This window comes from Actinoplanes sp. CA-142083 (assembly GCF_050942195.1).
GTDB lineage: Bacteria > Actinomycetota > Actinomycetes > Mycobacteriales > Micromonosporaceae > Actinoplanes.
The window spans coordinates 7,447,795-7,471,495 of sequence record NZ_CP192076.1 but is presented as its reverse complement, the minus strand read 5'-3'; the positions used below and the strand labels follow the sequence as shown (position 1 = coordinate 7,471,495).

The 23,701-nt window shown below is 72.2% G+C and carries 21 protein-coding genes; 16 read left to right on the top strand and 5 right to left on the bottom strand.

Annotated elements, in window-relative coordinates; genetic code table 11:
- Nucleotides 1–49: 49 nt before the first annotated feature.
- The 3 genes from ACQPZX_RS34195 to ACQPZX_RS34185 are packed head-to-tail and all read left to right on the top strand — an operon-like array spanning nt 50 to nt 3,327.
- The gene (locus tag ACQPZX_RS34195) at nt 50–1,393 is read left to right on the top strand and encodes a diacylglycerol/lipid kinase family protein (RefSeq protein WP_433364568.1); all 1,344 of its coding nucleotides are present in this window, start codon (nt 50–52) and stop codon (nt 1,391–1,393) included.
- Nucleotides 1,390–3,033: an alpha/beta hydrolase gene (locus tag ACQPZX_RS34190; protein WP_433364565.1), complete on the top strand. Its 1,644-nt coding sequence runs from the start codon at nt 1,390–1,392 to the stop codon at nt 3,031–3,033. The genes ACQPZX_RS34195 and ACQPZX_RS34190 overlap by 4 nt, the downstream gene beginning before the upstream one ends.
- Nucleotides 3,034–3,057: 24 nt before the next feature.
- Complete coding sequence (locus ACQPZX_RS34185) at nt 3,058–3,327, top strand: hypothetical protein (RefSeq protein ID WP_433364562.1); 270 nt, start codon at nt 3,058–3,060, stop codon at nt 3,325–3,327.
- A 28-nt stretch (nt 3,328–3,355) separates the two neighbouring features.
- Here ACQPZX_RS34185 and ACQPZX_RS34180 read toward each other — a convergent pair whose 3' ends face one another.
- Nucleotides 3,356–3,988, bottom strand: coding sequence for an alpha/beta fold hydrolase (locus tag ACQPZX_RS34180; RefSeq protein ID WP_433364559.1), 633 nt, complete (start codon nt 3,986–3,988; stop codon nt 3,356–3,358).
- 48 nt (nt 3,989–4,036) lie between these two features.
- Between ACQPZX_RS34180 and ACQPZX_RS34175 the strand changes: the two genes are divergently transcribed.
- Nucleotides 4,037–4,591: a dihydrofolate reductase family protein gene (locus ACQPZX_RS34175; RefSeq protein WP_433364556.1), complete on the top strand. Its 555-nt coding sequence runs from the start codon at nt 4,037–4,039 to the stop codon at nt 4,589–4,591.
- Here ACQPZX_RS34175 and ACQPZX_RS34170 read toward each other — a convergent pair.
- Nucleotides 4,567–7,581: a BTAD domain-containing putative transcriptional regulator gene (locus ACQPZX_RS34170; RefSeq protein WP_433364553.1), complete on the bottom strand. Its 3,015-nt coding sequence runs from the start codon at nt 7,579–7,581 to the stop codon at nt 4,567–4,569. The genes ACQPZX_RS34175 and ACQPZX_RS34170 overlap by 25 nt on opposite strands.
- A gap of 58 nt (nt 7,582–7,639) precedes the next feature.
- Between ACQPZX_RS34170 and ACQPZX_RS34165 the strand changes: the two genes are divergently transcribed.
- The 6 genes from ACQPZX_RS34165 to ACQPZX_RS34140 all read left to right on the top strand — a co-directional run bounded on the left by ACQPZX_RS34165 (nt 7,640) and on the right by ACQPZX_RS34140 (nt 12,487).
- The gene (locus ACQPZX_RS34165; RefSeq protein WP_433364550.1) at nt 7,640–8,497 is read left to right on the top strand and encodes an alpha/beta fold hydrolase; all 858 of its coding nucleotides are present in this window, start codon (nt 7,640–7,642) and stop codon (nt 8,495–8,497) included.
- Complete coding sequence (locus tag ACQPZX_RS34160; protein ID WP_433364547.1) at nt 8,470–9,342, top strand: ABC transporter ATP-binding protein; 873 nt, start codon at nt 8,470–8,472, stop codon at nt 9,340–9,342. Before ACQPZX_RS34165 ends, ACQPZX_RS34160 begins: the two co-directional genes overlap by 28 nt.
- A complete protein-coding gene (locus ACQPZX_RS34155; protein ID WP_433364544.1) occupies nt 9,332–10,138 on the top strand; it encodes an ABC transporter permease in 807 nt (268 codons plus the stop codon). Before ACQPZX_RS34160 ends, ACQPZX_RS34155 begins: the two co-directional genes overlap by 11 nt.
- 4 nt (nt 10,139–10,142) lie before the next feature.
- Nucleotides 10,143–11,252: a sensor histidine kinase gene (locus tag ACQPZX_RS34150; RefSeq protein ID WP_433364541.1), complete on the top strand. Its 1,110-nt coding sequence runs from the start codon at nt 10,143–10,145 to the stop codon at nt 11,250–11,252.
- Nucleotides 11,249–11,902, top strand: a complete 654-nt coding sequence (locus tag ACQPZX_RS34145) for a response regulator (RefSeq protein WP_433364538.1) — start codon at nt 11,249–11,251, stop codon at nt 11,900–11,902. The genes ACQPZX_RS34150 and ACQPZX_RS34145 overlap by 4 nt, the downstream gene beginning before the upstream one ends.
- Before the next feature lie 75 nt (nt 11,903–11,977).
- The gene (locus ACQPZX_RS34140; RefSeq protein WP_433364535.1) at nt 11,978–12,487 is read left to right on the top strand and encodes a hypothetical protein; all 510 of its coding nucleotides are present in this window, start codon (nt 11,978–11,980) and stop codon (nt 12,485–12,487) included.
- 166 nt (nt 12,488–12,653) lie between these two features.
- On the opposite strand, the gene ACQPZX_RS34135 is transcribed toward ACQPZX_RS34140, so the two are convergent.
- Nucleotides 12,654–13,385, bottom strand: coding sequence for an SDR family NAD(P)-dependent oxidoreductase (locus tag ACQPZX_RS34135; RefSeq protein WP_433364532.1), 732 nt, complete (start codon nt 13,383–13,385; stop codon nt 12,654–12,656).
- Between the two features lie 62 nt (nt 13,386–13,447).
- On the opposite strand from ACQPZX_RS34135, the gene ACQPZX_RS34130 reads away from it, so the two are divergent.
- From ACQPZX_RS34130 to ACQPZX_RS34120, 3 genes are all read left to right on the top strand, one after another.
- A complete protein-coding gene (locus ACQPZX_RS34130) occupies nt 13,448–14,011 on the top strand; it encodes a hypothetical protein (protein ID WP_433364529.1) in 564 nt (187 codons plus the stop codon).
- Between the two features lie 77 nt (nt 14,012–14,088).
- On the top strand, nt 14,089–14,817 hold the full coding sequence (locus ACQPZX_RS34125) for a hypothetical protein (RefSeq protein ID WP_433364526.1): 729 nt from the start codon (nt 14,089–14,091) through the stop codon (nt 14,815–14,817).
- Nucleotides 14,808–15,740, top strand: coding sequence for an alpha/beta fold hydrolase (locus ACQPZX_RS34120; protein ID WP_433364524.1), 933 nt, complete (start codon nt 14,808–14,810; stop codon nt 15,738–15,740). Before ACQPZX_RS34125 ends, ACQPZX_RS34120 begins: the two co-directional genes overlap by 10 nt.
- Here ACQPZX_RS34120 and ACQPZX_RS34115 read toward each other — a convergent pair.
- Together ACQPZX_RS34115 and ACQPZX_RS34110 are read right to left on the bottom strand one after the other, a co-directional pair.
- Nucleotides 15,727–16,740: a LacI family DNA-binding transcriptional regulator gene (locus tag ACQPZX_RS34115; RefSeq protein WP_433364521.1), complete on the bottom strand. Its 1,014-nt coding sequence runs from the start codon at nt 16,738–16,740 to the stop codon at nt 15,727–15,729. The two genes, ACQPZX_RS34120 and ACQPZX_RS34115, sit on opposite strands and share 14 nt — an antisense overlap.
- Nucleotides 16,741–16,793: 53 nt before the next feature.
- Nucleotides 16,794–20,438 carry a beta-galactosidase gene (locus tag ACQPZX_RS34110; protein WP_433364518.1) on the bottom strand — a complete coding sequence of 1,215 codons (3,645 nt, stop codon included), beginning with the start codon at nt 20,436–20,438 and terminating at the stop codon, nt 16,794–16,796.
- A gap of 163 nt (nt 20,439–20,601) precedes the next feature.
- Here ACQPZX_RS34110 and ACQPZX_RS34105 point away from each other — a divergent pair, with 163 nt between their 5' ends.
- From ACQPZX_RS34105 to ACQPZX_RS34095, 3 genes are read left to right on the top strand one after another with little or no spacing between them, the layout of a single operon-like run.
- The gene (locus ACQPZX_RS34105; protein ID WP_433364515.1) at nt 20,602–21,945 is read left to right on the top strand and encodes an ABC transporter substrate-binding protein; all 1,344 of its coding nucleotides are present in this window, start codon (nt 20,602–20,604) and stop codon (nt 21,943–21,945) included.
- Nucleotides 21,946–22,863 carry a carbohydrate ABC transporter permease gene (locus ACQPZX_RS34100; RefSeq protein WP_433364512.1) on the top strand — a complete coding sequence of 306 codons (918 nt, stop codon included), beginning with the start codon at nt 21,946–21,948 and terminating at the stop codon, nt 22,861–22,863.
- The gene (locus ACQPZX_RS34095) at nt 22,850–23,683 is read left to right on the top strand and encodes a carbohydrate ABC transporter permease (RefSeq protein ID WP_433364509.1); all 834 of its coding nucleotides are present in this window, start codon (nt 22,850–22,852) and stop codon (nt 23,681–23,683) included. Before ACQPZX_RS34100 ends, ACQPZX_RS34095 begins: the two co-directional genes overlap by 14 nt.
- Nucleotides 23,684–23,701 lie beyond the last annotated feature (18 nt).

Here is a 23,701-nt window from a genome sequence, read left to right as displayed (position 1 = left end):
GCCGCCGTGGCAGCGTGGTCGGGAAGGTTCGTACGGCGAAAGGCTCGCCATGACCGCTCAGCGCAAGCAAGCCGGCCCGCGGCCGGCCCGTCGCCTTGCCGCGCTGGTCGCGCTGGCCGCCCCGATCCTCGCGCTCGCCGCGGCCATCGAGATCATGTTCCAGCACCCCGGGAGCCTGCTCGCTCTGGTGCTGTCCACCGCGGTCGTGACGGTGGCGGCCTGGTACGCCCTGACCAGGCGCGGCCTGCTGCGGGTCACCGCGGTGATCGTGGCGGTCCTGGCGGCCACGGCCGTCGTCCTGCTCGGGTTGTCGGTGCTGCTCATGCAGCTGTTGCTGCTGCTGCTGGTCTTCGCGGTGGCCGGCCGCTACGCGCTGGGCCCGGAAGCGGGCGCGCTGTTCTGGAACGCCGCGCCGGCCCACGCGGCCGGGCCGGCCCGCAACGGCGTGCTGCTGATCAACCCGAAGTCCGGCAACGCCACCGCGGTCCGGCTGAACCTGGCCGCCGAGGCGGCCGGGCGGGGCATCCACGTGATCACGCTCGCGCCCGGCGACGACCTGGCTCGGCTCGCCGATCGGGCCGCGGCCGGGGGCGCCGACGTGCTTGGGATGGCCGGCGGCGACGGGTCGCAGGCCATCGTTGCCGCCACGGCGGTGCGCCACGGCATCGCGTACGCGTGTGTGCCCTCGGGCACCCGCAACCATTTCGCCCTCGACCTGGGCCTGGACCGCGGCGACGTGCTCCGCGCCCTGGACGCGTTCACCGACGGGGTCGAGCGCACTGTGGACCTCGGCGAGGTCAACGGCCGGGTGTTCGTGAACAACGCCTCGCTCGGCGTCTACGCCGAGGTCATCCGGGCGGGCGCCTACCGCGGCGCCAAGTTGCGGACGTGGGGCCGCCTGCTGCCGGATCTGATCGGGCCGGCCGCGGAATGCTCCGATCTGGTGTTCCACGGGCCCGACACGCGGTCGTACACCGGCATGTCGCTGGTGCTCGTGTCCAACAACCCGTACCGGCTGAGCCGTCTCGGCCGGGCCGGCGGACGGCCCCGGATGGACACCGGCCGGCTCGGCATCCTGGCCGCCCGGGTGCGCGGCGCGGCCGGCGACCACGGGGCGATGTCGCTGCGCCGGTTCGCCGACGTCCTGGAGTGGTCGCGCGACGATTTCGAGGTGCGCTCCACCGCCCCGGTCCCGGTCGGCCTCGACGGTGAGGCGCTGATGCTGACCCCGCCGCTGCGGTTCACGTCGCTGCCCGGCGCCCTCCGGGTCCGCCTGCCCCGGAAGGGCACCATCCGCATGGCCCGGCGCAACGCGCAGGTGACCCATGGCGACTTGACGGCCCTCGTCCGGATCGCCGCCGGGCGGCCCGGGTTCGCTACGGAGGCGCCATGACGACGCCGGAGTACCGAACCGGCCGGATCGTCCGGGCCCGGCTGGGCCTCGCCGGATCGGTCTTCGCGCTGCTGTTCTTCTGCGCCTCCCTGACCCCGTCGCTGCTGCCCCGGTCCTGGTATCTGCAGGGCATCGTGAGCGGGCTGACCGCGGCGATCGGGTACGGCTTGGGGGCGACCCTCGGCGCGCTGGTGCGCCTGGCCTGGCGGCGCAGGTTTCCCCGGGCGACCCGGGTCGCCTGGTGGGTGCTGCTGGTCGTGGCCCCGCTCGCCGGTCTGCTGATGCTGGCCCTGGGCACGAAGTGGCAGCAGGAACTGCGGGGCCGGCTGGACATGGAACGGATGGCGACGTACGACATCGTCCGGATCGTCGGGGTCGCCCTGCTGACGTTCGTGGTGCTGCTGCTGATCGGCCGCGCGCTGCGGCTGGCCACCCGCAAGCTCGCCCGGCTGCTGCGCCGCTGGGTGCCGCGGCCGGTGGCGTACGCGGCCGGGTTGGCCGTGGTGGCCTATCTGACCATCGGTTTCATCAACGGGTTCCTGCTCGACAACGCGCTCGCGGTGGCCGACCAGACCGCGTCGCTGACCAACGGTGGCACGTCGGAGGGCATCCACATGCCCGGCTCGGCGCTGCGCTCGGGCAGCCCCGCGTCGGCCGCGCCGTGGCGCACTCTCGGCCGGCAGGGCCGCGAGTTCGTCGGCACCGGCCCGACCGTGGCGCAGCTGACGGCGTTCGCCGGGCGGCCCGCGGCCGAGCCGATCCGCCTGTACGCCGGCCTGGAGTCGGCCGGCTCGGCCGAGGAGCGCGCCCAGCTCGTGGTCCGCGAGATGCGCCGCGCCGGCGCCTTCGACCGGGCCGTGATCGGCGTGATCACGCCGACCGGGACCGGCTGGGTGGACCGCAACGTCACCGACTCGCTGGAGTACATGTACGCCGGCGACACCGCCCTGGTGTCCATGCAGTACTCGTACCTGCCCAGCTGGATCTCGTTCCTGGTCGACCAGTCCCGGGTGTCGGAGTCGGCGACCGCGCTGATCCGGGCGGTGCACGCCGAGTGGGTGTCCCGGCCACCGGCGATCCGGCCGCGGCTACTGCTGTTCGGCGAGAGCCTCGGCTCGTTCGGCACCGAGCGGGCCTTCGGCGATCCGGCCGGCCTGAGCGCCGGCGCCGACGGGATCCTGCTGGTCGGGCCGCCGTTCGCCAACCCGATCCGGCGCGACCTGCTCGCCGTCCGCGACCCGGGCAGCCCGGTCTGGGACCCGGTGTTCACGGCCGGCGTCGTGGAGTTCACCCAGCGGCCGGCCGACCTGCGGGGGCGGTCCGGCACCCCGCCGGCCGTGGTCTACCTGCAGAACTCCTCCGACCCGATCGTCTGGTGGAGCCCCGAGCTGATCTTCGAACGCCCGGAGTGGCTCGACGGCCCGCGAGGCCCGGATGTCTCCCCGGACATGCACTGGTACCCGCTGGTGACGTTCTGGCAGACCGCGGTCGACCAGATCTTCGCGAACGGCGTGCCGCCCGGCCACGGGCACGTGTACGGCTCGGGCGTGGTCGACGGCTGGGCCGCGCTGACCGCGCCCCCCGGCTGGACCACCGCCGACACCGTGCGGCTGCGCGAGCTGCTCGACCGCACCAGCTGACCGGCGCGACGAAAGGGAATGTCGATGGAACGTCCGTTGTGGCAGTGGGTCCTCGGCTGGGTCGGCCTCGCCGCGTTGCTGGCCACGCTGGTGCTGTACGCCGCGAGTGGGCTGCTCGCGCCCGGCTGGGCGATCGCCCTGCTCCTGGTCGTCTGGCTGGCGTTGCTGGCGGTGGCCATCTGGCTGCTCCGCTCCCGCCGCCCGCTGGCCGTCCTGCTGGTGCCGGTGGCGGCCGTCCTGATCTGGTTCGGCGCCCTGACCGCCGGCGAGAACCTGCTCGGCTGGACGGGCTGAGCGGCCCGGTGGTAGGGCGCAGTGGGCGTCATCGGGTGAAGAATCGGTCGAGCACGCCGGCGAGCACCTTCGGATCGGCCACATGGGTCTGGCCCTCGACGATCCGGCGCTCCGCCTGGGGAAGCGCCGCCGCGATCGCGTCCGCCGCTGCGTCGAAGAATCCGGGCTGCAGGCCTCCCATGTGCGGGTCCGGGATGCCGCCGGTCGCCACCAGCGTCGGCTGCGTGATGGAGGCGAGCCGCGCGACCGGTGGCCGTCCGTCTCCCAGACAGGCCGCGTCGTAGGCGAGCGTGGGCGCGAGCGCTTCCAGCCCGGGCCAGAACGACGAGGCGCCGAACAGCCGCGCCGGCCCACCGGCCTCGCTGATCAGCGCGTCGATGTCCTCGATCTCACGCTCCACCGCGTACGGAGCGGTGTCGCCGCTGTCACCCCGGCCACGGCGCGCGTAGTTGAAGACAGTGAACCGCCGCGCCAGCTCGGGGACGAGCACCGCGTTCTCCGAACCGTCGTCGAGCCCGCCACCCACCAGGATGACTGCCGGACCAGTGCCGGCGCGTTGGTAGGCGATCGAGGTGCCATCTTTCGACGTCACAAAGGCCATTCGGGCTCCGTTCCAGGGCAGAAAGTTGACCTGAAGGAAATCGTAAGCGCCTCCCGGCAAGGTTCTCCCTGTCCGCAAGACACCGCAACTCACCAGGGAGAACTTCCGATGCGCAAGCTCATCAACTCGACCTACCTCACCCTCGACGGCGTCATCGAGAACCCGGTCTGGACCATGCCCTACTTCGCGGAGGAAGCGGTCGCGGTGGCCACCGAGCTCACCACCGGCGCGGACGCGCTGCTCATGGGGCGGGCCACCTACGACGGGTTCTCGCAGGCCTGGCCGGCCATGGACGAGAACGACCCCAACACGGGCGCGGCGTTCTTCAACAACGTGAAGAAGTACGTGGCGTCGACGACGCTGAAAGACCCCTCGTGGAAGAACTCCGAGGTGCTGGAGGGGGACCTGGTCGAGGCGGTCGCGAAACTCAAGGCCGGGGACGGCAAGAACATCGTCCAGTACGGGTACGGCACGGTCACCGCGCAGCTCATCAACGCCGGGCTGGTCGACGAGGTGAAGTTCTGGATCCACCCGGTCATCGAGGGCAACGCCAGCTTCAGCAGCGCGCTCAGCGATGTGAAGGCGACGTTCGAGCTGATCGACACGCGGGTCTTCAGCAACGGCGTCATCGTCGCCACCTACCGCCCGAAGGCCACCGCCTGATCGAGGGTCAGCTTGGCGCCCTCGGCCACGAGGTCGTCGAAGCGGTCCTGGCCGAGAGCGGCAACGGCCCGTCGCGCCACCCGGTCGAGCTCGTCCTGCTCGGCCGGGGCGGCGGGGGCCGAGCTCTGGTCGCGGGCGGTGGCGGCGGCGCCCAACATGCGGGCCGCCGTTGCCGGCTCGGCGAGGGCGGCCATGCCCTCGACCGCGCCGATGCCGTCGCGGGTGGAGCCGATGGCGGCGCCGAAAGCCTCCCGATGCAGCGCCCAGGCCGCCGCGTGATCGCCCTGGAGCTCGCGCGCGTAGCCCAGCTCGACCAGGATCATCGGCAGGTACGGCGGCGGCTGCGGCTCGACGCGGCCCTGGTCGGCCAGCCGGGTCAGGTGGACGACGGCCTGGTCGAGGCGGCCCGATCGGCGGGCGGCGATGCCGAGGCTCATCTCGGCGAAGACGACCGCGGTGGGCGCGCCCTGTTCGACGGCCAGGCGGTAGGCGCGTTCCGCCAGCTCCCGCGCCTGTTCGTAGTCGCGGCCCTGCACGGCCAGCCACGCCAGCCAGGACAGCTTGCTGCCGACCTCGGGCCACAGCGAAAGCTCGGTCGCCCAGCGCAGCCCTTCCCGGTGCACGGCGGCGGCCCGCTCGTTCCGCCCTTGGAACTCGGCCAGCCCGCCCAGCCAGTCGCTGGCCCGCAACCGTCCCCATTGGTCGCCCAGCTCGGCGAAGAGCTGGTCGCTGCGGGTCGCGGTCGCCTCCAGCGCGGACTGGTCACCGGCCGCATGGGCGAGCATCGCCCGTGACGCCAGCACCGCCGCCTCGGTCCACGAGTCGTCGAACTCCTCCGGCATCAGCGCGGCGGCAAGCTCCAGGTCACCCCGGTCCAGCACGGCATTCGCCACGAACCAGGCCGCCCGGCCGCGAGGATCAAGAGCAAGCACATCCCGTACGTCGGAAGGCACCCGATCTCCTTGCAGCAGAGCGAGACCAAGTCGCCAGGGCGCCGCAAGGCGCTCTTCTTCGGCCGTGCCGGAGAGCGCCAGCGCCGCGCGGGCCTCGCTGAGCCGGCCCCGCAGAACCCAGTACCAGGCGAGCGCGAGCGCCAGCCGCAAACCGCCGCCGTGGGTGAGGGCCGCTTGCAGATTGGCGCGCTCGGCGTCGAGGATCGCGAGCCACTCCCGCTGGCGTGGCCCGCGCAGCTCCGGATCGGCGCGGGCGGCCAGCTCGAGGAAGTAGGCGGCGTGCTGGGCGCGGAGCGTCGCGGCGTCGGTGAGCTGCGCGGCGCCGAACTCCGCGACCGACTCCAGCAGCCGGTAGCGCGACGGCTCGGCCACCACCAGCGACCGCGCCACGAGGCGGTCCACCGCGTCCAAGTCGGCGTGGCACACCTGCTCGGCGGCCTCGGGCGTGCAGCCGTCGCGGAACACCGAGAGCCGGGCCAGCACCGCGCGATCCTCCGGGTCCAGCAGATCCCAGCTCCACGCGATCACGGCGGTCAGCGTGCGCTGCCGCTCGGGCACGTCCCGCTGGCGGGTGGTGAGCAGCCGGAAGCGGTCGTCGAGGCGGTCCACCACGCCCTGGACGCCGAGGGCGCGCACCCGGGTCGCGGCCAGTTCCAACGCCAGGGGCAGGCCGTCGAGCCGGCGGCAGAGCTGCGCCACCGCGGGCGCGGTCTGCTCGTCGAGCCGGAACCCGCGGTGCTGGGCGGCCGCGCGCGCCGCGAAGAGCCGGGCCGCCGCGGAACGCCGTACGGAATCGACGTCGGCCGGATCGGCCGGAAGCGCGAGCGGACCCACCTCCCAGATCTGCTCGCCCGCGAGCAGCAGCGGCTCGCGGCTGGTGGCCAGCACCCGCACCCCCGGCGCGTCGCGGAGCAGCCGGGCGACCAGGGCGGCGGCCGCGCCGATCACGTGCTCGCAGTTGTCGAGCACGAGCAGCATCTCCCGCTGCCGCAGCGCCGCCACCAGCCGGTCGGCCGCCGACCCGGTCGTGCCCGGCGCCTCATGCAGGCCGAGCACACCGAGCACCTGCTCAGCGATCCGCGTGTCGGCCGGTGGCAATGGGGATAGTTCAATGAGATGCACACCGTCCGGCTGGGTCTGCTCGGCCGCGGCCGCCGCGGCCAGGCGGGTCTTGCCCACGCCGCCCGGGCCGACCAGCGTGAGCAGCCGGCCGGCCGGGATCAGCGTGCGCAGCTCGGCGAGGGCCTCGGCCCGGCCGATCAGCTCGTCCAGCTGGGCGGGCAGGCTGTTGCGGACGATCGCGGCCTTGGGCGGCGCGTTGAGGCCCGGGTCCTGGTCGAGGATCTGCCGGTACAGCGCGGCCAGCTCGGGACCCGGGTCGAGGCCCAGCTCGTCGGCGAGCCGCTCGCGCAGCCCGGCGTAGCTTTCCAGGGCCTCGGCCTGGCGGCCCGCCGCGTACAGGGCGCGGATGTGCAGGCCACGCAGGCCCTCCCGCAGCGGATGCCGCTCGACCAGCTCGGCCAGCTCGGCGGCGACCAGGTCGTGCTCGCCGCGGGCCAGCCGGGCCTCGGCGAGCCGCTCGTGCACGACCAGGCGCTGCTCGGTCAGCCGGGTCGTCTCGGCGCGGGCGAACTCCTGGTCGGCCACGTCGGCGTAGGCCTGGCCGCGCCACAGCGCGAGCGCCGCGCCGAGCCGGTCCACGCCGGTGGCGTCGGCGAGCGCGGCGAACCGGTCGGCGTCCACGTCGTCGGCCCGCAGCCGGTAGCCCGGGGGTTGCGACTCGACCAGGTCGCGGGCGCCCGGCTCGGCGTCGTTGAGCGCCTTGCGCAGCTGCGAGACGCGCACCTGCAGGGCGGCGGCCGGGCTGGCGGGCGCGTCGTCGCCCCACAGGTCCTCGATCAGCCGGTCGGCGGAGACCACCGTGTTGCGGTGCGCCAGCAGGTCGGCGAGCAGCATCCGCACCTTGGCGCCGGGCACGACCACCGGCTCGCCGTCGTCGGTGGTGACGGCAAGCGGGCCGAGGATTCCGAAGCGCACAGCCGGACATGGTACGGGCGGTAAGCCAACCGTAAGGGCGGCCGCGCACGCTGGGCGCATGGAGATCTATTTCGAGGACCACGGGGCCGGTTCCGGCCGGCCGCTGATCCTCGTGCCGGCCGCGCTGTCCGGCATCCGTACCTCGTACGGTGTGCTGCTGCCCTTGATCGCGAGAAGGCGGCGCGTGGTCGCGATCGAGCTGCCGGGGCACGGACGGACGGCCGACTGTGAGGGGCCGTACACCGTCGAGGGCTTCGCGGCCGAGGTGATGCACCTGCTGGATCGTCTCGGCCTGCCGGAGGTGGACGTGCTGGGCTGGGGTCTGGGCGCCGCCGTCGCGCTGCGGCTCGGCACCCACCACCCGTCGCGGATCGGCCGGCTCGTGCTCGCCTCGCCGGCGTTCGATCGAGGCGGCCTGCACCCCGGTCTGCTCGAGGACGCCCAAAATCTCAAACCCGAGCATCTGTACGGGTCGGAGCTGCACGACGAGTACGTGCGGACCGCGCCCGACCCGGCCGGCTGGGATCGGCTGGTCACCAAGATGGCGGTGCTGGACGCGCATCCGCTCGAATGGACGGCCGCGCAGATCCGGGCGCTGCACGCCCCCGCCCTGGTCGTCGTGGGCGACGCGGACATCGTCCGTCCGGAGCACGCCGTACGCATGTTCCGGCTGCTCGGCGGCGGGGTCCCCGGCGACGTCTGCGGACTGCCGCGCAGCCGCCTCGCGATCCTGCCCGGCACCACGCATGCCTCGCTGCCGCAGCGGGCCGCGCTGCTGGCCCCGATGGTCGAGGAGTTCCTCGACGAGGGCCGTACGTACGACGCCGTACGCGGAGAGCCGCCCCTCGACGGACGCCGCGAGCGGGCCGGGCGGGCAGGGTCGGCGGTATGGAACCCATCGTCACGCGAGGTTTGACCAAACGGTACGGCGAGCTGTTCGCCGTACGGGATCTCGATCTGACCGTGCGGGCCGGCGAGGTGTACGGCTTCCTCGGCCCCAACGGCGCCGGCAAGACCACCACGCTGCGGATGCTGCTCGGGCTGGTCCGGCCCACGTCGGGGACGGTGGCGCTGAACGCCCGCCCGGTCGGCGCGCTGATCGAAGGTCCCGCGTTCTATCCCTATCTTTCCGGCCGGGACAACCTGAAGGTGCTCGCCCGGCACGCGGGCGTCGCCGCCCGGCGCGTCGACGTCGTCCTCGACCTGGTCGACCTGACCAGTCGGGCCGGCGACCGGTACGCGAAGTACTCCCTGGGCATGAAGCAGCGCCTTGGCGTGGCCGCGGCCCTGCTGAAGGACCCGCGCCTGCTCGTGCTGGACGAGCCGACCAACGGGCTCGACCCGGCCGGGATGGCCGACATGCGGGCGATGATCCGCCGGCTCGGCGCGGCCGGCTGCACCGTGCTGGTCTCCAGCCACATGCTCGGCGAGGTGCAGCAGATCTGCGACCGGGTGGGTGTCATCTTCCGCGGCCGGCTGGTCCGCGAGGGCACCGTCGCCGACCTGCGTGGGGGCGCCGACCTGCGGGTCGTCGCCGCGCCGCTGGACCGGGCGGCCGAGCACGCGCGGCGGATGCTCGGGCCGGACGCGGTGAGCCTGGCCGACGGCGGCCTGAACCTCGCCGTCGGCGCCGACCGGGCCGGCGAGATCAACACGTCGCTGGTGTCGGCGGGCGTGACGGTCAGCGAGCTGCGGACCGTGGAACGCGACCTGGAAGACGCCTTCTTCGAGCTCACCGGGGGTGAGGCACATGTGGGGTAACTTCACGGCCGAGCTGGTCAAGGTCGTCAAACGGCCGGCGAACTGGTTGCTGCTGGCGGTCGCGCTCTCGCTCGGCCTGCTGTTCACGTACGTGATCCCCTACACCGGCTACAAGAGCGGCAGCGCCGGCGGCCTCGACGCCCTCCTGCCGGCACAGCTGGTCGGCAACTCCATCGCCGGCCTGCCGGTGTTCCTCGGCGCGATCATGGTCATCCTGGGTGTGCTGGCGGTCGGCGGCGAGTACGGCTGGGACACCTGGAAGACCGTGCTCGCCCAGGGCCCGTCGCGGCTCGCGGTGTACGGGGGCAAGCTCGCCGCCCTCGCCGTCGCGGTGCTCGTGGTGGTGGGCTCGCTCTTCCTGCTCGGCCTGGGGTCGAGCCTGCTCATCGCCTCGGTCGAGAACCAGTCGACGGCGCTGCCGCCGCTCGGCGACCTCGCGACCGGGCTGGGCGCGGGCTGGCTGATGGCGGCCATGTGGACCGCGTTCGGCGTGCTGCTCGCGGTGCTGCTGCGCGGGGTCGCGCTGGCCATCGGTCTCGGCCTGGTCTGGATGCTGGCGGTGCAGAACCTGCTCTCCGCCCTGGCCGCGCCGCTGCTGGAGTGGGTCGCGCAGGCTCAGAAGGGCCTGCCCGGGCCGAACACGGGCGCGCTGGCCGCGGCGCTCGGCAGCGCCACCGACACGCCGGGCGTCGCGACCCTCGTCGGCGGCGGGCAGGCGGCGCTGGTCGTCGCGGGCTATCTCGCCGGGTTCGTCGCCGTCGGCGCGCTCGTGCTGCGCCGCCGTGACATCGTCTAGCTTCATGGAGGTCACCACGGCCCGTCGCTGGGTGGGCGACGGGCTGCTCGCCGCGGTGCTGCTGGTCTTCGCCATGGTCACCACCCGGTACGCGGCCGAGAACCAGCCCGGCACGATGCCGCTCGACGCGCTGAGCCGGGTCCTGATCGCGGTCGCGGCCGTGTCGCTGGCGGTCCGGCGGCGCTGGCCGGTGGTCACGCTCACCGTCGTCACCGTCGCCGTGTCCGCGTACCTGATCGGCGGCTACGCGTACGGCGGGATCATGATCTGTTTCCTGCTGGCGGTGTACACGGTGGCGGTCGCGCTGCCGCTGCGTCCCGCCGCCGTGGCCGCCGGGGCTGCCCTGGTGGCGATCAGCGTGCACGCGTTCGTGCCGTCCGTCGGCGGTCCCGGCGTCGAAGGACTGGTCCCGGCCGCGGCCTGGGTTGTCGTACCCTTCGCGGTGGGCGTCACGGTGCGGCTCAGCCGGGAGGCGACCGCCCGGGCCCGCGCCGACGCCGCCCGGCGGATCGCCGACGACGAGCGGCTGCGGGTCGCCCAGGAGGTGCACGACGTGGTGGGTCACGGCCTGGCCGCGATCAACATGCAGGCCGAGATCGCGCTGCACCTGTTGCACCGCAAGCCCGAGCAGGCCGAGGCGGCGCTGACCGCGATCAGCCGCACGAGCAAGCAGGGGCTCGATGAGCTGCGGGCGACGCTGATGGCCGTGCGCGGCGACGAGGACCGCGCGCCCATGCCCGGCCTGGGCCAGCTGCCCGCTCTGCGGGACCGGCTCGCGCACGCGGGCCTGCCGGTCAACCTGGCGATCCACGGCGACCGTCCTCTTCCCGATGCGGTCGACCTGGCCGCCTACCGGATCGTGCAGGAGGCTCTGACCAATGTGCTGCGGCACGCCGGATCGACGAGCGCGGAGGTGACCGTCACGTACGCGGCGAACGTGGTCGAGCTGGAAGTGACCGACAGCGGCCTCGGCGGGACGCCGCCGTCGGGGCAGGGCAGCGGTATCGCGGGCATGAAGGAGCGGGCGGCCGCGCTCGGCGGCGAGCTGACCGCCGGGCCGCGCGCCGGGGGCGGCTTCCGGGTCCACGCGGTGCTGCCGGTGACCCGGTCATGATCGACGTTCTGCTCGCCGACGACCAGGATCTCGTACGTCTCGGCCTGAACGCCCTGATCGGCTCCGAGGACGACATGCGCGTGGTCGGTGAGGCCGCCGACGGCTTGGCCGCGGTGGCGCTGGCCCGCGAGACCCACCCCGACGTCATCCTGATGGACGTGCGGATGCCCGGCATCGACGGCATCGAGGCGACGCGCCGGCTCGCCGCCGACGAGACCATGACCGGTACGCGGGTGATCGTGCTGACCACGTTCGAGCTCGACGAGTACGTTTTCGACGCGTTGCGCCACGGCGCCAGCGGCTTCCTCACCAAGGACACCAAGCCGGCCGAGGTGCTGCGGGCCATCCGCCTGGTGGCCGCCGGGGAGGCGTTGCTGTCGCCGTCGGTGACCCGGCGAGTCGTCCGTGAGTTCGCCACCCGCCCGTCCCGCGCCCGCAAGCCGCACCCGCAACTCGACTCGCTCACCGACCGCGAGAAGGAGGTCGTCGGCCTGGTCGGCGAGGGCCTCAGCAACGAGGACATCGCCGAGCGGCTGGTGGTCAGCCCCGCGACCGCCCGCACCCACGTCAGCCGGGCGATGATCAAGCTCGGCGCCCGCGACCGCGCTCAGCTCGTCGTCTTCGCGTACCAGTCCGGCCTGGCTTTCTGAGTACGTCCCGCGACGTAGCGGCGGTGTCGCCCCGCAACGGATGTTCTCGGGACGCCCGACCGGCAGGGTCGAAGCATGAGATCTCTCAGCCGCCCGTGGCGCCGCGTCACGCTGATCACCCACATCGTCTCCGCCGGCGCGTGGATCGGCATCGACGTGATGGTCGCCGTCCTCGTCGGCGTCGGCTGGTTCGGCTCGGACACCGGCGTGCGCGGCCTGGCCTACCAGGCGCTCGGCACCTTCGTCGTGTGGCCGATGCTGACCTCCGGCCTGATCTGCCTGATCACCGGCGTGATCCTGGGCCTGGGCACGAAGTTCGGCCTGCTGCGCTACTGGTGGGTCGCCGTGAAACTCGCCCTGAACCTGCTGCTCTGCACGCTGATCGTGTTCCTGCTGCAGCCCGGCATGGATGAGGTGGCCGCCTACGGCCGCGACCTGCCGCTGGGCACGACGGACCCGTCCACGGTCTCGTCCCTGTTCTTCCCGCCGGCGGTGTCACTGACGACCCTGACGATCGCCACCGTCCTGGCCGTGGTGAAGCCGTGGGGCCGCATCCCGGGGCGCCGGCCCACCCCGGCGGCCTAGGTCCTGTTTCGTAACCCGACCAGGGCTGCGGCGTGGCCCAGGCGCCGCCTGACGGCACCCGCAGAACGGCCACATCCAACACCGGGATGCGACCGCCCTGCGGGCGACGCCAGCCGACCCCTGGGCCTCGCCTCGCACATGGCCGGGTTACGAAACAGGACCTAGTTCACCAGGGGAGTGGCTGGGTGTCGCGGAAGAAGCCGCCGGTAGGCCCGTCGGCCGGCAGGGTGGCGGCCCAGACCACGCCGGGCGCGCTCGCGGCGACCGGGCGGGCGCCCATGCTCTCCGCGCCCGGCCAGGTCGCGGTGAGGCCGGGGCAAACGGCGTTGACCAGGATGGCGGTGCCGGCGAGCTCGTCGGCGAGCGTACTGGTCAGGGCGTTGAGAGCGGCCTTGCTGACGCCGTAGCCGGCAGCAGCGCCGCCCCGGGAGGTCAGGCCGAAGGCGTGGTCGCCGTGCGAGCCGGCGCCGCTGCTGACGTTCACGATGCGGGGAGCGGGACTGCGCCGGAGGAGGTCGAGCAGCGCCTGCGTGAGCCGCCAGGCTCCGAACAGGTTGGTCTCCATGACCTGACGGACGGCGTCCAGGTCGGCGCCGGCCGCGGTCCCGGTCCAATCGACGTACGCGGCGGCGTTGTTGACCAGGACGTCGAGGCGACCCGGTGTCGCGGTCAACGCGGCGGCGGCGGCCCGGACGTCGTCCGGATCGGTGATGTCGAGGCCGACCGGCAGGGCCGCCACGTCCGGCCCCAGACGGTCGGCCGCCGCGGCCGCGGCCGCGGGATCGCGGGCGCTGATGATCACGTGCTGTCCGGCCACCGCCAGCTGCCGGGCGACCTCCAACCCGAGACCGTGTGCCGCCCCGGTGACCAGCGCCACCGGTTTGTCGATCGCCACCATGCGCCTCCTGTACCCGGCTCCACCGCCATCACTCTGTCCTTCGGCGAAAGGCCCGCCCATGGATGCGGGACCTGCTGCTGATCGCCGCGCTGAACGACGGCGGCAGCCTCGACGAGGCTCGGGCCGCGGCCGCGGTGCTGACCGGCGACGAGGTGCCGACCGCCGCGATCCAACCTGCGGTGACGGCCCGGCTGGTGACCGTCGACGAGCGGTTCGAGCTGCGCTTCCGGCATCCGTTGCTCCGCTCGGCGTTGCGTCAGCAGGCGCCGCCCGGCGATCGACGCCGAGCGCACGCGGCGCTCGCCGAGGTGCTGTCCGCGAGCCCGGATCGCAGCCTCCGGCACCGCGCATCGGCCGCGGCCGAGCCGGACGAGGCCTTGGCCATGGAACTCACCGAAGCCGCCGGTCACGCCGCGGAACGGGAAGCTGTCGCCGTCGCGTTCGACGCGGTGGGCCGGGCGATCCAGCTCAGCCAGGACCCGGTCGCACGCGGTGGCCGCCAGGTCTGGGCCTGCGTCCTGGCGCACGAGCAAGGCGACGGCCACACCGTCCGGCGACTCATCGGCGAGGTCGACGTGAACGCGCTTCGCCCGGCCGACCGGGCCCGGAAGACCATCCGCGCCTGACGGCCATCCTCCTGCTGATCGCGCCGGTCCAGTACGGAGCGGCCGGGCTGGACCGGCTGCGCCATCTCGTGCATCGGGTGGATCTGCCTCCGGGCTGGCGCACCGAGCCGGCGGTCGCGGCCTGGGCCATCGGCGCGTTCGACATTGCCGGGACGCTGGCCCTGTCCAGCGCCGCCGACCTGCGCCAACACGGGAGGCTGGGCATCCTGTCGGAGGCGCTCAACGTGGCGGCGGCCGCGTACGCCGGAATGGGCGACGCCCGGGTCGCGCTGCCGCTCGCCGCCGAGTGCATCGCGCTGGCCGAGGAGGTCGGCCAGCCGAACTGGGCGCTGGGCGGCGGCCTGATCGCCGCGCTGGCTGAGGCGCTGCGCGGGGACGTCGCGTCGGCCCGCGGCCGGGCGGACGCCGCCGAGCAGGCGTTCTCGGCCGGCCGCCGGCATCCGATGCTGGCTCTGGTGCAGCGAGCGCGCGGCGTCGCGGCCTTGGCCGAGGGCCACGCGGACGATGGGTTCCGGCAGTTGTTGCGGGTCTACGACGCGGCAGACGACTCCCACCACCCCCACCAGCGGATGCTTCTGCTCGGGCATCTGGCCGAGGCGGCGATGCTGGGTGGCTTCCTGGACGAGCTTCGCCCGGTGGTGTCCGAGATGGAGCCGATCGCCGAGCAGAGCCGTTCACCCGCGCTCCGGGTCGGACTCGGTTACGCCCGTGCCGTGCTCACCGGTGACTATGACACCGCCTTGGCCGACGCGCCCGGGCCGAACTGCGGGCGATCGGCGAGACGCGCCGCAAGCCGATGGACCTGAGGGACGCGCTTACACCCCAGGAGCAGCAGATCGCCCGGCTGGCGGCGCAGGGCCTGAGCAACCGGCAGATCGGCGAGCGGCTGTTCCTGTCGCCGCGGACGGTCGGCACTCATCGCTACCGGATCTACCCGAAGGTGAACGTCCGATCCCGGGCGGAACTGGCCCGCGTTCTCCCGGACGCGACCGGCCCGGATTACGTCGACGACTGGGACGCCCAGATGATGTTCTTCCTCGCCAACGGATACCGGGTCGTCGCCCACGACCGGCGCGGGCACGGCCGCTCCGCGCAAGTGAGCAGTGGCCACGACATGGATCACTACGCCGACGATCTGGCCGCCCTGACCGAGCATCTCGACCTTCGCGAAGCAGTCCACGTCGGTCACTCCGCCGGTGGCGGCGAGGTGGCCCGCTACGTCAGCCGGCACGGCGAGACCCGCGTCGCGAAGGTGGTGCTGATCAGCGCGGTGACGCCATATGTCATGGCAGCTGAGGGCCGGCCCGACGGGTTGCCCACGAGCGTCTTCGACGACTTCCGGTCCCAGCTGGCCGGTCATCGCGCGGATTTCTTCAGGGCCGTGGCCGCGGGTCCTTTCTACGGCTTCAACCGGCCCGGCGCCGAGCCCTCCGAAGCCGTGATCCAGAGCTGGTGGCGGCAGGCGATGACCGGCGCCGCCATCGCGCAGCACGACGAGATCACCGCCTTCTGCGAGGACTTCACCGAGGACTTGCGGAAGATCAGCGTGCCGGTACTGGTCATGCACGGCGAGGACGACCAGGTCGTCAATCCCGCGACCACGGCGCCCCGGGCGGTGGAACTGGTGGCCGACGGCCGGCTCAAGACCTACCCGGGGTTCCCGCACGGGATGCCGACGACGCACGCGGACGTGATCAATGCCGACCTGTTGGATTTCATCCGATCCTGACCGGCGGGGCGGTCGTGGCGCGGACGATCAGCTCGGTGCTCAGGCGGATGTTGTCGGTGGCCAGCGGCTGGCGGGCGATCAGCGACAGCAGGGCCCGGGTGCCGGCGCGGCCCATCTCGTACAGAGGCTGGCGGATCGTGGTCAGCGGTGGGGTGGTGTGTGCGGCCTGGGGCAGGTCGTCGAAGCCGACGATCGACACGTCGCCGGGCACGCTCAGGCCGAGGGTCCGGGCGGCCTCCAGGGTTCCGGCGGCGATCGGGTCGGCGCCGGCCACGATGGCGGTCGGGCGCTGGGTGGTCAGCAGGTGCGTGGCCGCGTGCTCGCCGCCCTGGCGGTTGAAGTTGGACGACGCCACCAGCGCGGGATCCGGCTCGATGCCGGCCAGCCGGAGGGCGTCGGCGTAGCCGCGGTAGCGCTCCTCGGTGCTCTCGTGGTCGTCCTCGCCGCGGATGTAGGCGATCCGGCGGTGGCCGGCGTCGAGCAGGTGCTGGGTGCCGGCCCGGATCCCGTCGTAGTTATCGACCGTCACCCTCGGCAGGTCGACCTGCAGGCGCCGGGGATCGATGACGACCACCGGGAGCTCGCCGGCCTGGATCGCCTGCACCGTCTCGGGCTCGAGGACCGGCGCGATGAGCAGCAGGCCGTCGACGAGACCGTTGGCGAAGAAAGCGATGCGGTCGCGCTCGCGGATGGCGTCGAGCGAGGCGTTCAGCAGGAGCTCGCGCTCGTCGTCGGCGATCTCCTCGGCGATGCCGCGGACGATCTCCAGGCTGTACTCGCCGGTGAGGTCCAGGGTGAGCACGCCGACCAGGCCGGTGGCGCCGCGCTTGCCGTTGCGGGCGCTGGGCGGGGTGTAGCCGAGGCGCTCCACGACCTCCAGGACGCGTTGCCGGGTCGACTCCGACGCGCCCGGGCGGGCGTTGATGACGTTGGACACGGTCATGGCCGACACGCCGGCTTCCGCGGCGACCTGCGCGATCGTGACTCTCGGAGTGGGCATGACCAACGTTCGGCTCGGGCCTTCGGGATCCCTCACCCTACCGTTCGGCCGGCTCATGGGAGCAGGGGAAGGGCGACGGTGGCGAACGCGTGCCGCGGGAGCCGCACGCACAGGACGCCGTCCTCGATCCGCACGTCGTCGAGCGGCCGTGGGCGTACGGTATCGGGGTTTTGCGGGGTGTTGTGGGCGTTGAGGGCATCAGCCGTCAGCACGGCCGCCGTCGGATGGCCCAGCCGGGCGCCGCGCAGGTGGAGCTCGACGGCCAGGCCCTGATCGGCGTCGAGGTTGGTCAGCGAGATCAGCACCTGGCCGTCCCGGCGGCTGGCGGTGGCGTGGAACGTGGCCAGGTCGGTGTGCGCGACCCGGCGTACGGGTGGCGGGGCCGGCAGCCGGACGTCCAGCGAGTCGGCGTCCTGGTGGCCCTTGTTCATCGCGAAGACGTGAAAGCTCGGGGTCCGGACCAGCGCGTCGCCGTCGGTCAGCAGCATGGCCTGCAAAACGTTGACGGTCTGCGCGATGTTGGCCATCACGAGGCGGTCGGCGTGCCGGTGGAAGGCGTCCAGGTGCAGGCCGGCGACCAGCGCGTCGCGCAAGGTGTTCTGCTGGAACAGGAAACCGGGGTGGGTGCCGGGCTCGACCTCGTACCAGGTGCCCCACTCGTCCAGGACCAGCCCGACGGTCCGGCCGGGGTCGTAGGCGTCCATCACCCGGGCGTGCCCGGCCAGGATCTCCTCGATCCGGGCCGCCTTGGCCATCGTCCAGTAGTACTCCTCGACGTCGAACTCGGTGGCGCTGCCCTTGTGCTCCCACGGGCCCGGGACCGTGTAGTGGTGCAGCGAGATCGCCTGGAACGTTCCGGTGCCGTGCCCGGTGACCTCGGTCGAGCCGAGCGTGTGGCCCAGCGCCCGCATCAGCACCTCGGTCCAGCGGTAGTCGTCGCCGGAGGCGCCGGCCGCGATCCGGTACAGACGGTTCCCGCCATGGTCGCGGCTGTAGGTGCCGAAAACCCGGGCCAGATCCGCGTACGCCTCGGCGCGCATCCCGCCACCGCAACCCCACGGCTCGTTGCCCAGCCCCCAGAACCGCACCTGCCACGGCTCGTCGCGGCCGTTCGAGCGCCGCAGCGTCGCCATCGGGCTGTCGCCGGCGCGGGTGAGGTACTCCGCCCACTCGCCGGCCTCGCGGACGGTGCCGCTGCCGACGTTGGTCGCGATGTACGGTTCGGCGCCGAGCAGCTCGCACAGGGCCATGAACTCGTGCGTGCCGAAGCTGTTGTCCTCGACGATGTCGCCCCAATGGCTGTTGACCATCCGCGGGCGCCGGTCGCGGGGCCCGATCCCGTCCCGCCAGTGGTACTCGTCGGCGAAGCAGCCGCCGGGCCAGCGCAGGTTGGGGATCGCGAGCTCGCGCAGGGCTTGCACGACGTCGAGCCGGATGCCGCCCTCGTGGGGGATGGGGGAGTCCTCGCCGACGAAGAACCCGCCGTAGATGCAGCGGCCGAGATGCTCGGCGAAGTGGCCGTAGACGTGCCGGCTGATGCGGTGCCCCGGCAGATCGACGTCGATGACCCCGCGAACGGTGGCCGGGCCAGGGCGTGCTGAGTCGGCTTCGTGCCAGGCGCGTTGCGCTTCGACGCGCACCCCGTCGACGGCGAGCAACTGCCCGGGGCTGGCGCCGGCGCGGGCGGCCGCCTCCGCCGGCAGCTGGACGGGTGAGGCCGCCGACAAGGGCAGGATGTGCAACGTGACCTCCGAGGTGGGGATGCAGCCGGCGTCGCGGAGGCTGACCTGCCAGCGCGAGCCGTCCCAGAAGCGGTCGGTGACCGGGCGGCCGTCGACCCGCAGCTGCGCCACGTCCCCGGCCCAGTCGATGCTCAGCAGGGCGTCGGATTCGGGCCGCTGAGCCCAATCCGGCAGCGTCAGCCGGTAGATGGCCGCCAACTCGTCGAAGGCGGCGGCCGAGGGCGCGGACTGCCGGGAGTCCCGCATGCCGTAGACATCGGGAACGGCGAGGTTCGCCGCCCGCAACGGCATCGCGACCACCTCGGTGGCGGTAAGCGTCGCGTCGCCTTGGAACGACAGCGGCCGGAATGCGCGCCGTGCCGGGTCGTAGACGCGCACCGCGGGCGCGGGACCGGCGGTCGTCGCGACCACCCGGCCGTCCACGCCCCAGCCGAGGCGATCCTCGGACAGGAGCAGGCGGCGGCTCTCGGCGACCCAGACAGCGTCCGCGTCGCCGGCCGGAAGCACGAGGACGTCGAGCACCTGGTCGCCGCCGCGCACCCTGACCGGCTCGTGGCCCGGCGCGACGGTTCGTGGTGGGAGGCCGTGGACGGCGAGCTCGACCGGGATGCCGGGCTCGGCGCAGAGCACCAGCGTCGGGACCGGGCCGGGCAGGACGGTGAGCGCGGACGCGGTGGCCCAGTCGATGCGGACGCCGGCCACGTCGAGGGCGAGCGGCCAGCGGGCGAGGGTTCCGGGCGGGATGTCGACCGGCTCGGAAGGCAGCAGCAGCTCCTCGGTCTCCGACCGTACCCGGAACTGGGCGCCCCGGTAGGTCGCCAGCGGGACGTGCGGCTGGTGCCAGGCCACGAACAGGAAGCTGCCGCGCACCGCCCACCGCAGCGTGGTGGTGTCGTGCACGTTCGCGGGGAGCAGGTCGGGCAGACTGCTGGGCGTCCGCGTCAGGTCGGGGGTGAAGGCCGCGAGGAAGGCGTGCTGCCGCCGGAGCGTGGCGTGGCTCGCCGCGAGGGCGCCGGCCTCGCCGATCGGCGCGTGGAAGTCATAGCCGAGCGGCGGCATGTCGTTGGGATAGCCCGTCGCGTGCGATTCCTGCGTGCCGGGCGGGTTCGTGCCTCCGGCGTACATGTAATAGCCCTGCCAGACCGACCCGCCTCCGATCTTGCAGTGGGCCACGGCCGCGACGTCGAGCGCGGACGGCCACGGCCGCCGGTGATACGCGGTGGCCATGCCGCCGCCCAGCTCGCAGGTGACAGGCGGAAACACCGAGTCCCACTTGTCCGCGAAGAAATACTGCTGCCGGAAAGTGTCGTCCCAGGCATCGGCCCAGAAGCCGTCGCCGTAGCCGCTGTGGACCGGCATGACCTCGTCCGCCGGCAGCTTGGCGCCGTCCCAGGCGGTGGCAGTCCACAGTGGCGCCGACATCCCCGCCGACCGGGCCAGACCCTTGAGCGTGACCAGGTGGTCCGGCTCGTCGTACAGCTCGTTCTCCAGCTGGATGGCCAGCACGGGAGACCGCCCGGCCAGCGCCGCGCCGAGCCGGCCGAACCACTCCCGGACCAGCTCGAGGTAGCCGGGGTCGTCGGTGCGGTGGGCGACCGGCGCCCGCTGCACCCAGTCGGGGAAGCCGCCGTTGCGGATCTCGCCGTGCACCCAGGGCCCGATCCGCAGCACCACCTCCAGGCCGGTGGCGCGGCAGAGGTCCACGAAGGCGGCGACGTCGAGGTTGCCGTCGAAACTCGGCGCACCTCGCTCGGGCACATGGTGGATCCACGGCACATACGTCGACACCACGGTGATGCCGCCCGAGCGCATGAGCCGCAGCCGTTCCGCCCACCGGTCGCGGGGCACGCGGCTGTAGTGCAGCTCCCCGGAGACCGGGATCCACGGCTGCCCGTCCCGGCGAAGGAACCGGTCGGTGAGCGACAGCCCGGGCCGTACGTCCTCGTCATTGGCCATCCGTGGAGCCCGCGGCGGCGCCGGCCAGGGGAGTTGACGAGCGGACAGCGACATGTGGTGCTCCTCGTCATCGGAACAGCAACTTTATAAATCACTTTACGAACGTTGACAAACCTACTTTAGAAGAGCATCTTCAGGAAACACCAAGGGGAAGGGAGTCGATATGCCCGATATCAGTCGCCGGCGCTTCCTGGCCGGATCGGTTCTGGTGGCCGGTGGCGCGGCGGCCGCTCCGCTACTGGCCGCCTGTGATGCGAGCTCCGATGGCGGCGGCAAAGGCGGCCAGACGACGCTCACCGTGATGTACGCGAGCAACGAGCTCACCAAGGACCACATAGCCGATTTCGAGAGCCAGAACCCCGGCCTCAAGATCCAGTTCATCGAGCACGACGAGACCCGGCTCAACGCGATGCTCTCCTCCGGCAGCCCGCCAGACTTCGCCCGCGGTCCCGCGGTGGGCAGCGCCAACAACAACGCCCGGGGCTTGGCCACGCCGCTCGACCCGTACCTGGAAAAGAGCTCGGTCTTGAAAACGGCCGACCTGTTGCCGGTCAACGACAGCTGGCGGTGGGACGGCCACCGGATCGGCGCCGGCCCGTTCTACGGGATCACCAAGGACTGGAGCCAGGACGCCACGCTCTGGTTCAACGGCGCCCTGTTCCAGAAGGCGAAGGTCGACCCGCTCAGCACGACCGAGCCGGTGACCCACGACCAGCTGCTGGAGATCGGCCGCAAGCTCGCCGTGCGCAAGGACGGCAAGACCACCGTGTATGGGCTCGGCATCGAGTGGCAATGGGGACTGTCCGGGCCGCTGTTCCAAATGGTGCTGTCCCAGGGCGGCAGCATCTACAACGCCGACCTGACGCAGACCGACCTCACCACACCGCAGGCGAAGCGGGCCCTGCAGTGGCTCGTCGACCTCGCGCAGTCCGGCGCGGCGCCGTCGTCGCTGAACCCCCTGCCCGACGCGGCCGACCTGTCCACCTTCACCGCCGGGCGGATGGCCATCTCCCAGGACGGCTACTGGTACGGCGGCAACTTCACCAAGTCGCCGGCGGACCTGCAATCCGGCCTGCGCATGGCGCCCGCGCCGCGGATGGGGGACAAGCGGGTCAGCCCCTGCTACGCCGGCATCGGCGCGTGGATCCCGGCCAAGGCCAAGAACAAGGACGCCGCATGGAAGCTCATGGAGTACTTCATGGCCGGGAAGCCGGCGCAGGAGCGGGCCGCGAGCGGCTGGGGGATGCCGGCGTTGAAGTCGCTGCTGCCGAAGATGCCGCAGGTGCTGCCGTACCAGAAACAGGCGTACGCGACGGCGCAGGCCGAGCTGGCGTTCCAGGCGCCGTTGCCCGACTCGCCGTACGTCACCGCCACCAACTGGGTCAACACCCTGAACCTGTACGTCGACCAGGCGGCTCGCCGGAAGATCACCGTCGATGTGGCGGCTCAGAAGATCACCGATGATCTCAACAAGCTCCTCAAGCAGGGCAAGGATCGGATCGGCTAGGTGAAACCGTGGTCGCGGTATCGAGGCCGGACGTTCTATCTGTTCATCTCCCCCTGGGTGGCCGGGTTCCTGCTGCTCACCGCGGTGCCGCTGGCGTACGCGCTCGCGATGAGCCTGACCAATTTCGACGGCAGCTCGTCGCTGTGGCGCTGGGTCGGCCTGAGCAACTACACCGAGCTGCTGCACGACTCGAACGCCTGGGCCGCCCTGGTCCGCACGCTGGCCTTCACCGCGATCGTGGTGCCGCTCAGCGTGGGCGTCTCGTTGTGGCTGGCGGTGCTGCTGAACCGGCGGCTGCGCGCGGTCGGGCTGTTCCGCACCATCTTCTTCCTGCCGTCGGTGGTGCCGGTGGTGGCCACGGCCATCATGTGGAAGCTGGTCTTCAACCGGGACGCCGGGCTGCTCAACGCCATCTTCGAACGACTCGGCGCCGGCACGGTCACCTGGCTGGTGGATCCCACGGCCTTCTACGCGCTGATCGTCCTGATGTTGTGGGGGCTGGGCACCGGCATGGTCATCATGCTGGCCGCGCTGCAGGGCGTGCCGCCCGAGCTGGAGGAGGCGGCGACCGTCGACGGGGCCGGCCGCTGGCGGGTGTTCCGGCATGTGACCGTGCCGATGATCTCGCCGGTGATCTTCTTCCAGATCGTGACCGGTGTGATCGTCTCACTCCAGGTGCTGGTGCAGCCGCTGCTGCTGGCCGAGACCAACAGCATCGGCCGGGTGGACCTCAACGTGCCGGAGAGCACCCACCTCTACATGGTGCAGGTCTACCAGGAGATGTTCGCCAACCAGCGGTTCGGCTACGGCTCGGCGATGCTGTGGGTGTTCTTCGCGATCATCCTGGTCATCACGCTGCTGGTCCAGCGCTCGAGCCGGTTCTGGGTCTACTACGAGGTGGATCGTGAGAACGACTGACCGGGTGAGCGCGGGCCGCTCGTACGTGATGCTCCTGCTCTTGTCCGTGCTTTTTGCCGGCCCTTTTCTGTGGCTGGTGCTCGCCGCGCTGAAGAAGCCGGTGGAATGGGTGGCGACCCCGATCCGTTTCCTGCCGGAGTCGCCGCAGTGGAGCAATTTCACCGAGGCGGTCACCCGGATCAATTTCCTGGCGTACGCCGGGAACTCGCTGTTCCTGTCGACCACCTATGCGGTTCTGATCACCCTCTCCAGCGCGGCGGTGGGCTTCGGTTTCGCGCGGCTGCGGGGACCCGGCCAGCGCTGGCTGTTCACGGTGGTGCTCGCGACCATGATGCTGCCGGCCATCCTCACGCTGATCCCGACGTACGCGATGTTCGTGCAGTTGCATCTGGTCAACACCTATTGGCCGTGGGTGCTGTGGGGACTCGCCGCCTCGCCGTACCTGATCTTCCTGTTCCGGCAGTTCTTCGCCGCGATTCCGAAGGACCTCGAGGACGCCGCCGTCATCGACGGCTGCGGGTACGGGCGGATCTTCTGGCGTATCTTCCTGCCGCTGTCCCGGCCGGTGCTGCTCACCTCGTTGCTGCTGTCGTTCACCTGGACGTGGGGCGACTATCTCGCGCCGGCGCTATTGCTCGACATCGACCACACCACGCTGTCGGTGGCGATCACCCAGACCTACCGCGATCCGCACGGCGACTACATCCCGACGGTGCAGGCCGCGGCGGCCGCGCTCTACGTCGTACCCGTCCTGTTGATCTTCTTGTTCGCCCAGCGCTACTTCGTGCGCAGCGTCGCGACGTCCGGCCTGAAAGGCTGATATTAGCTTATAGCGGTA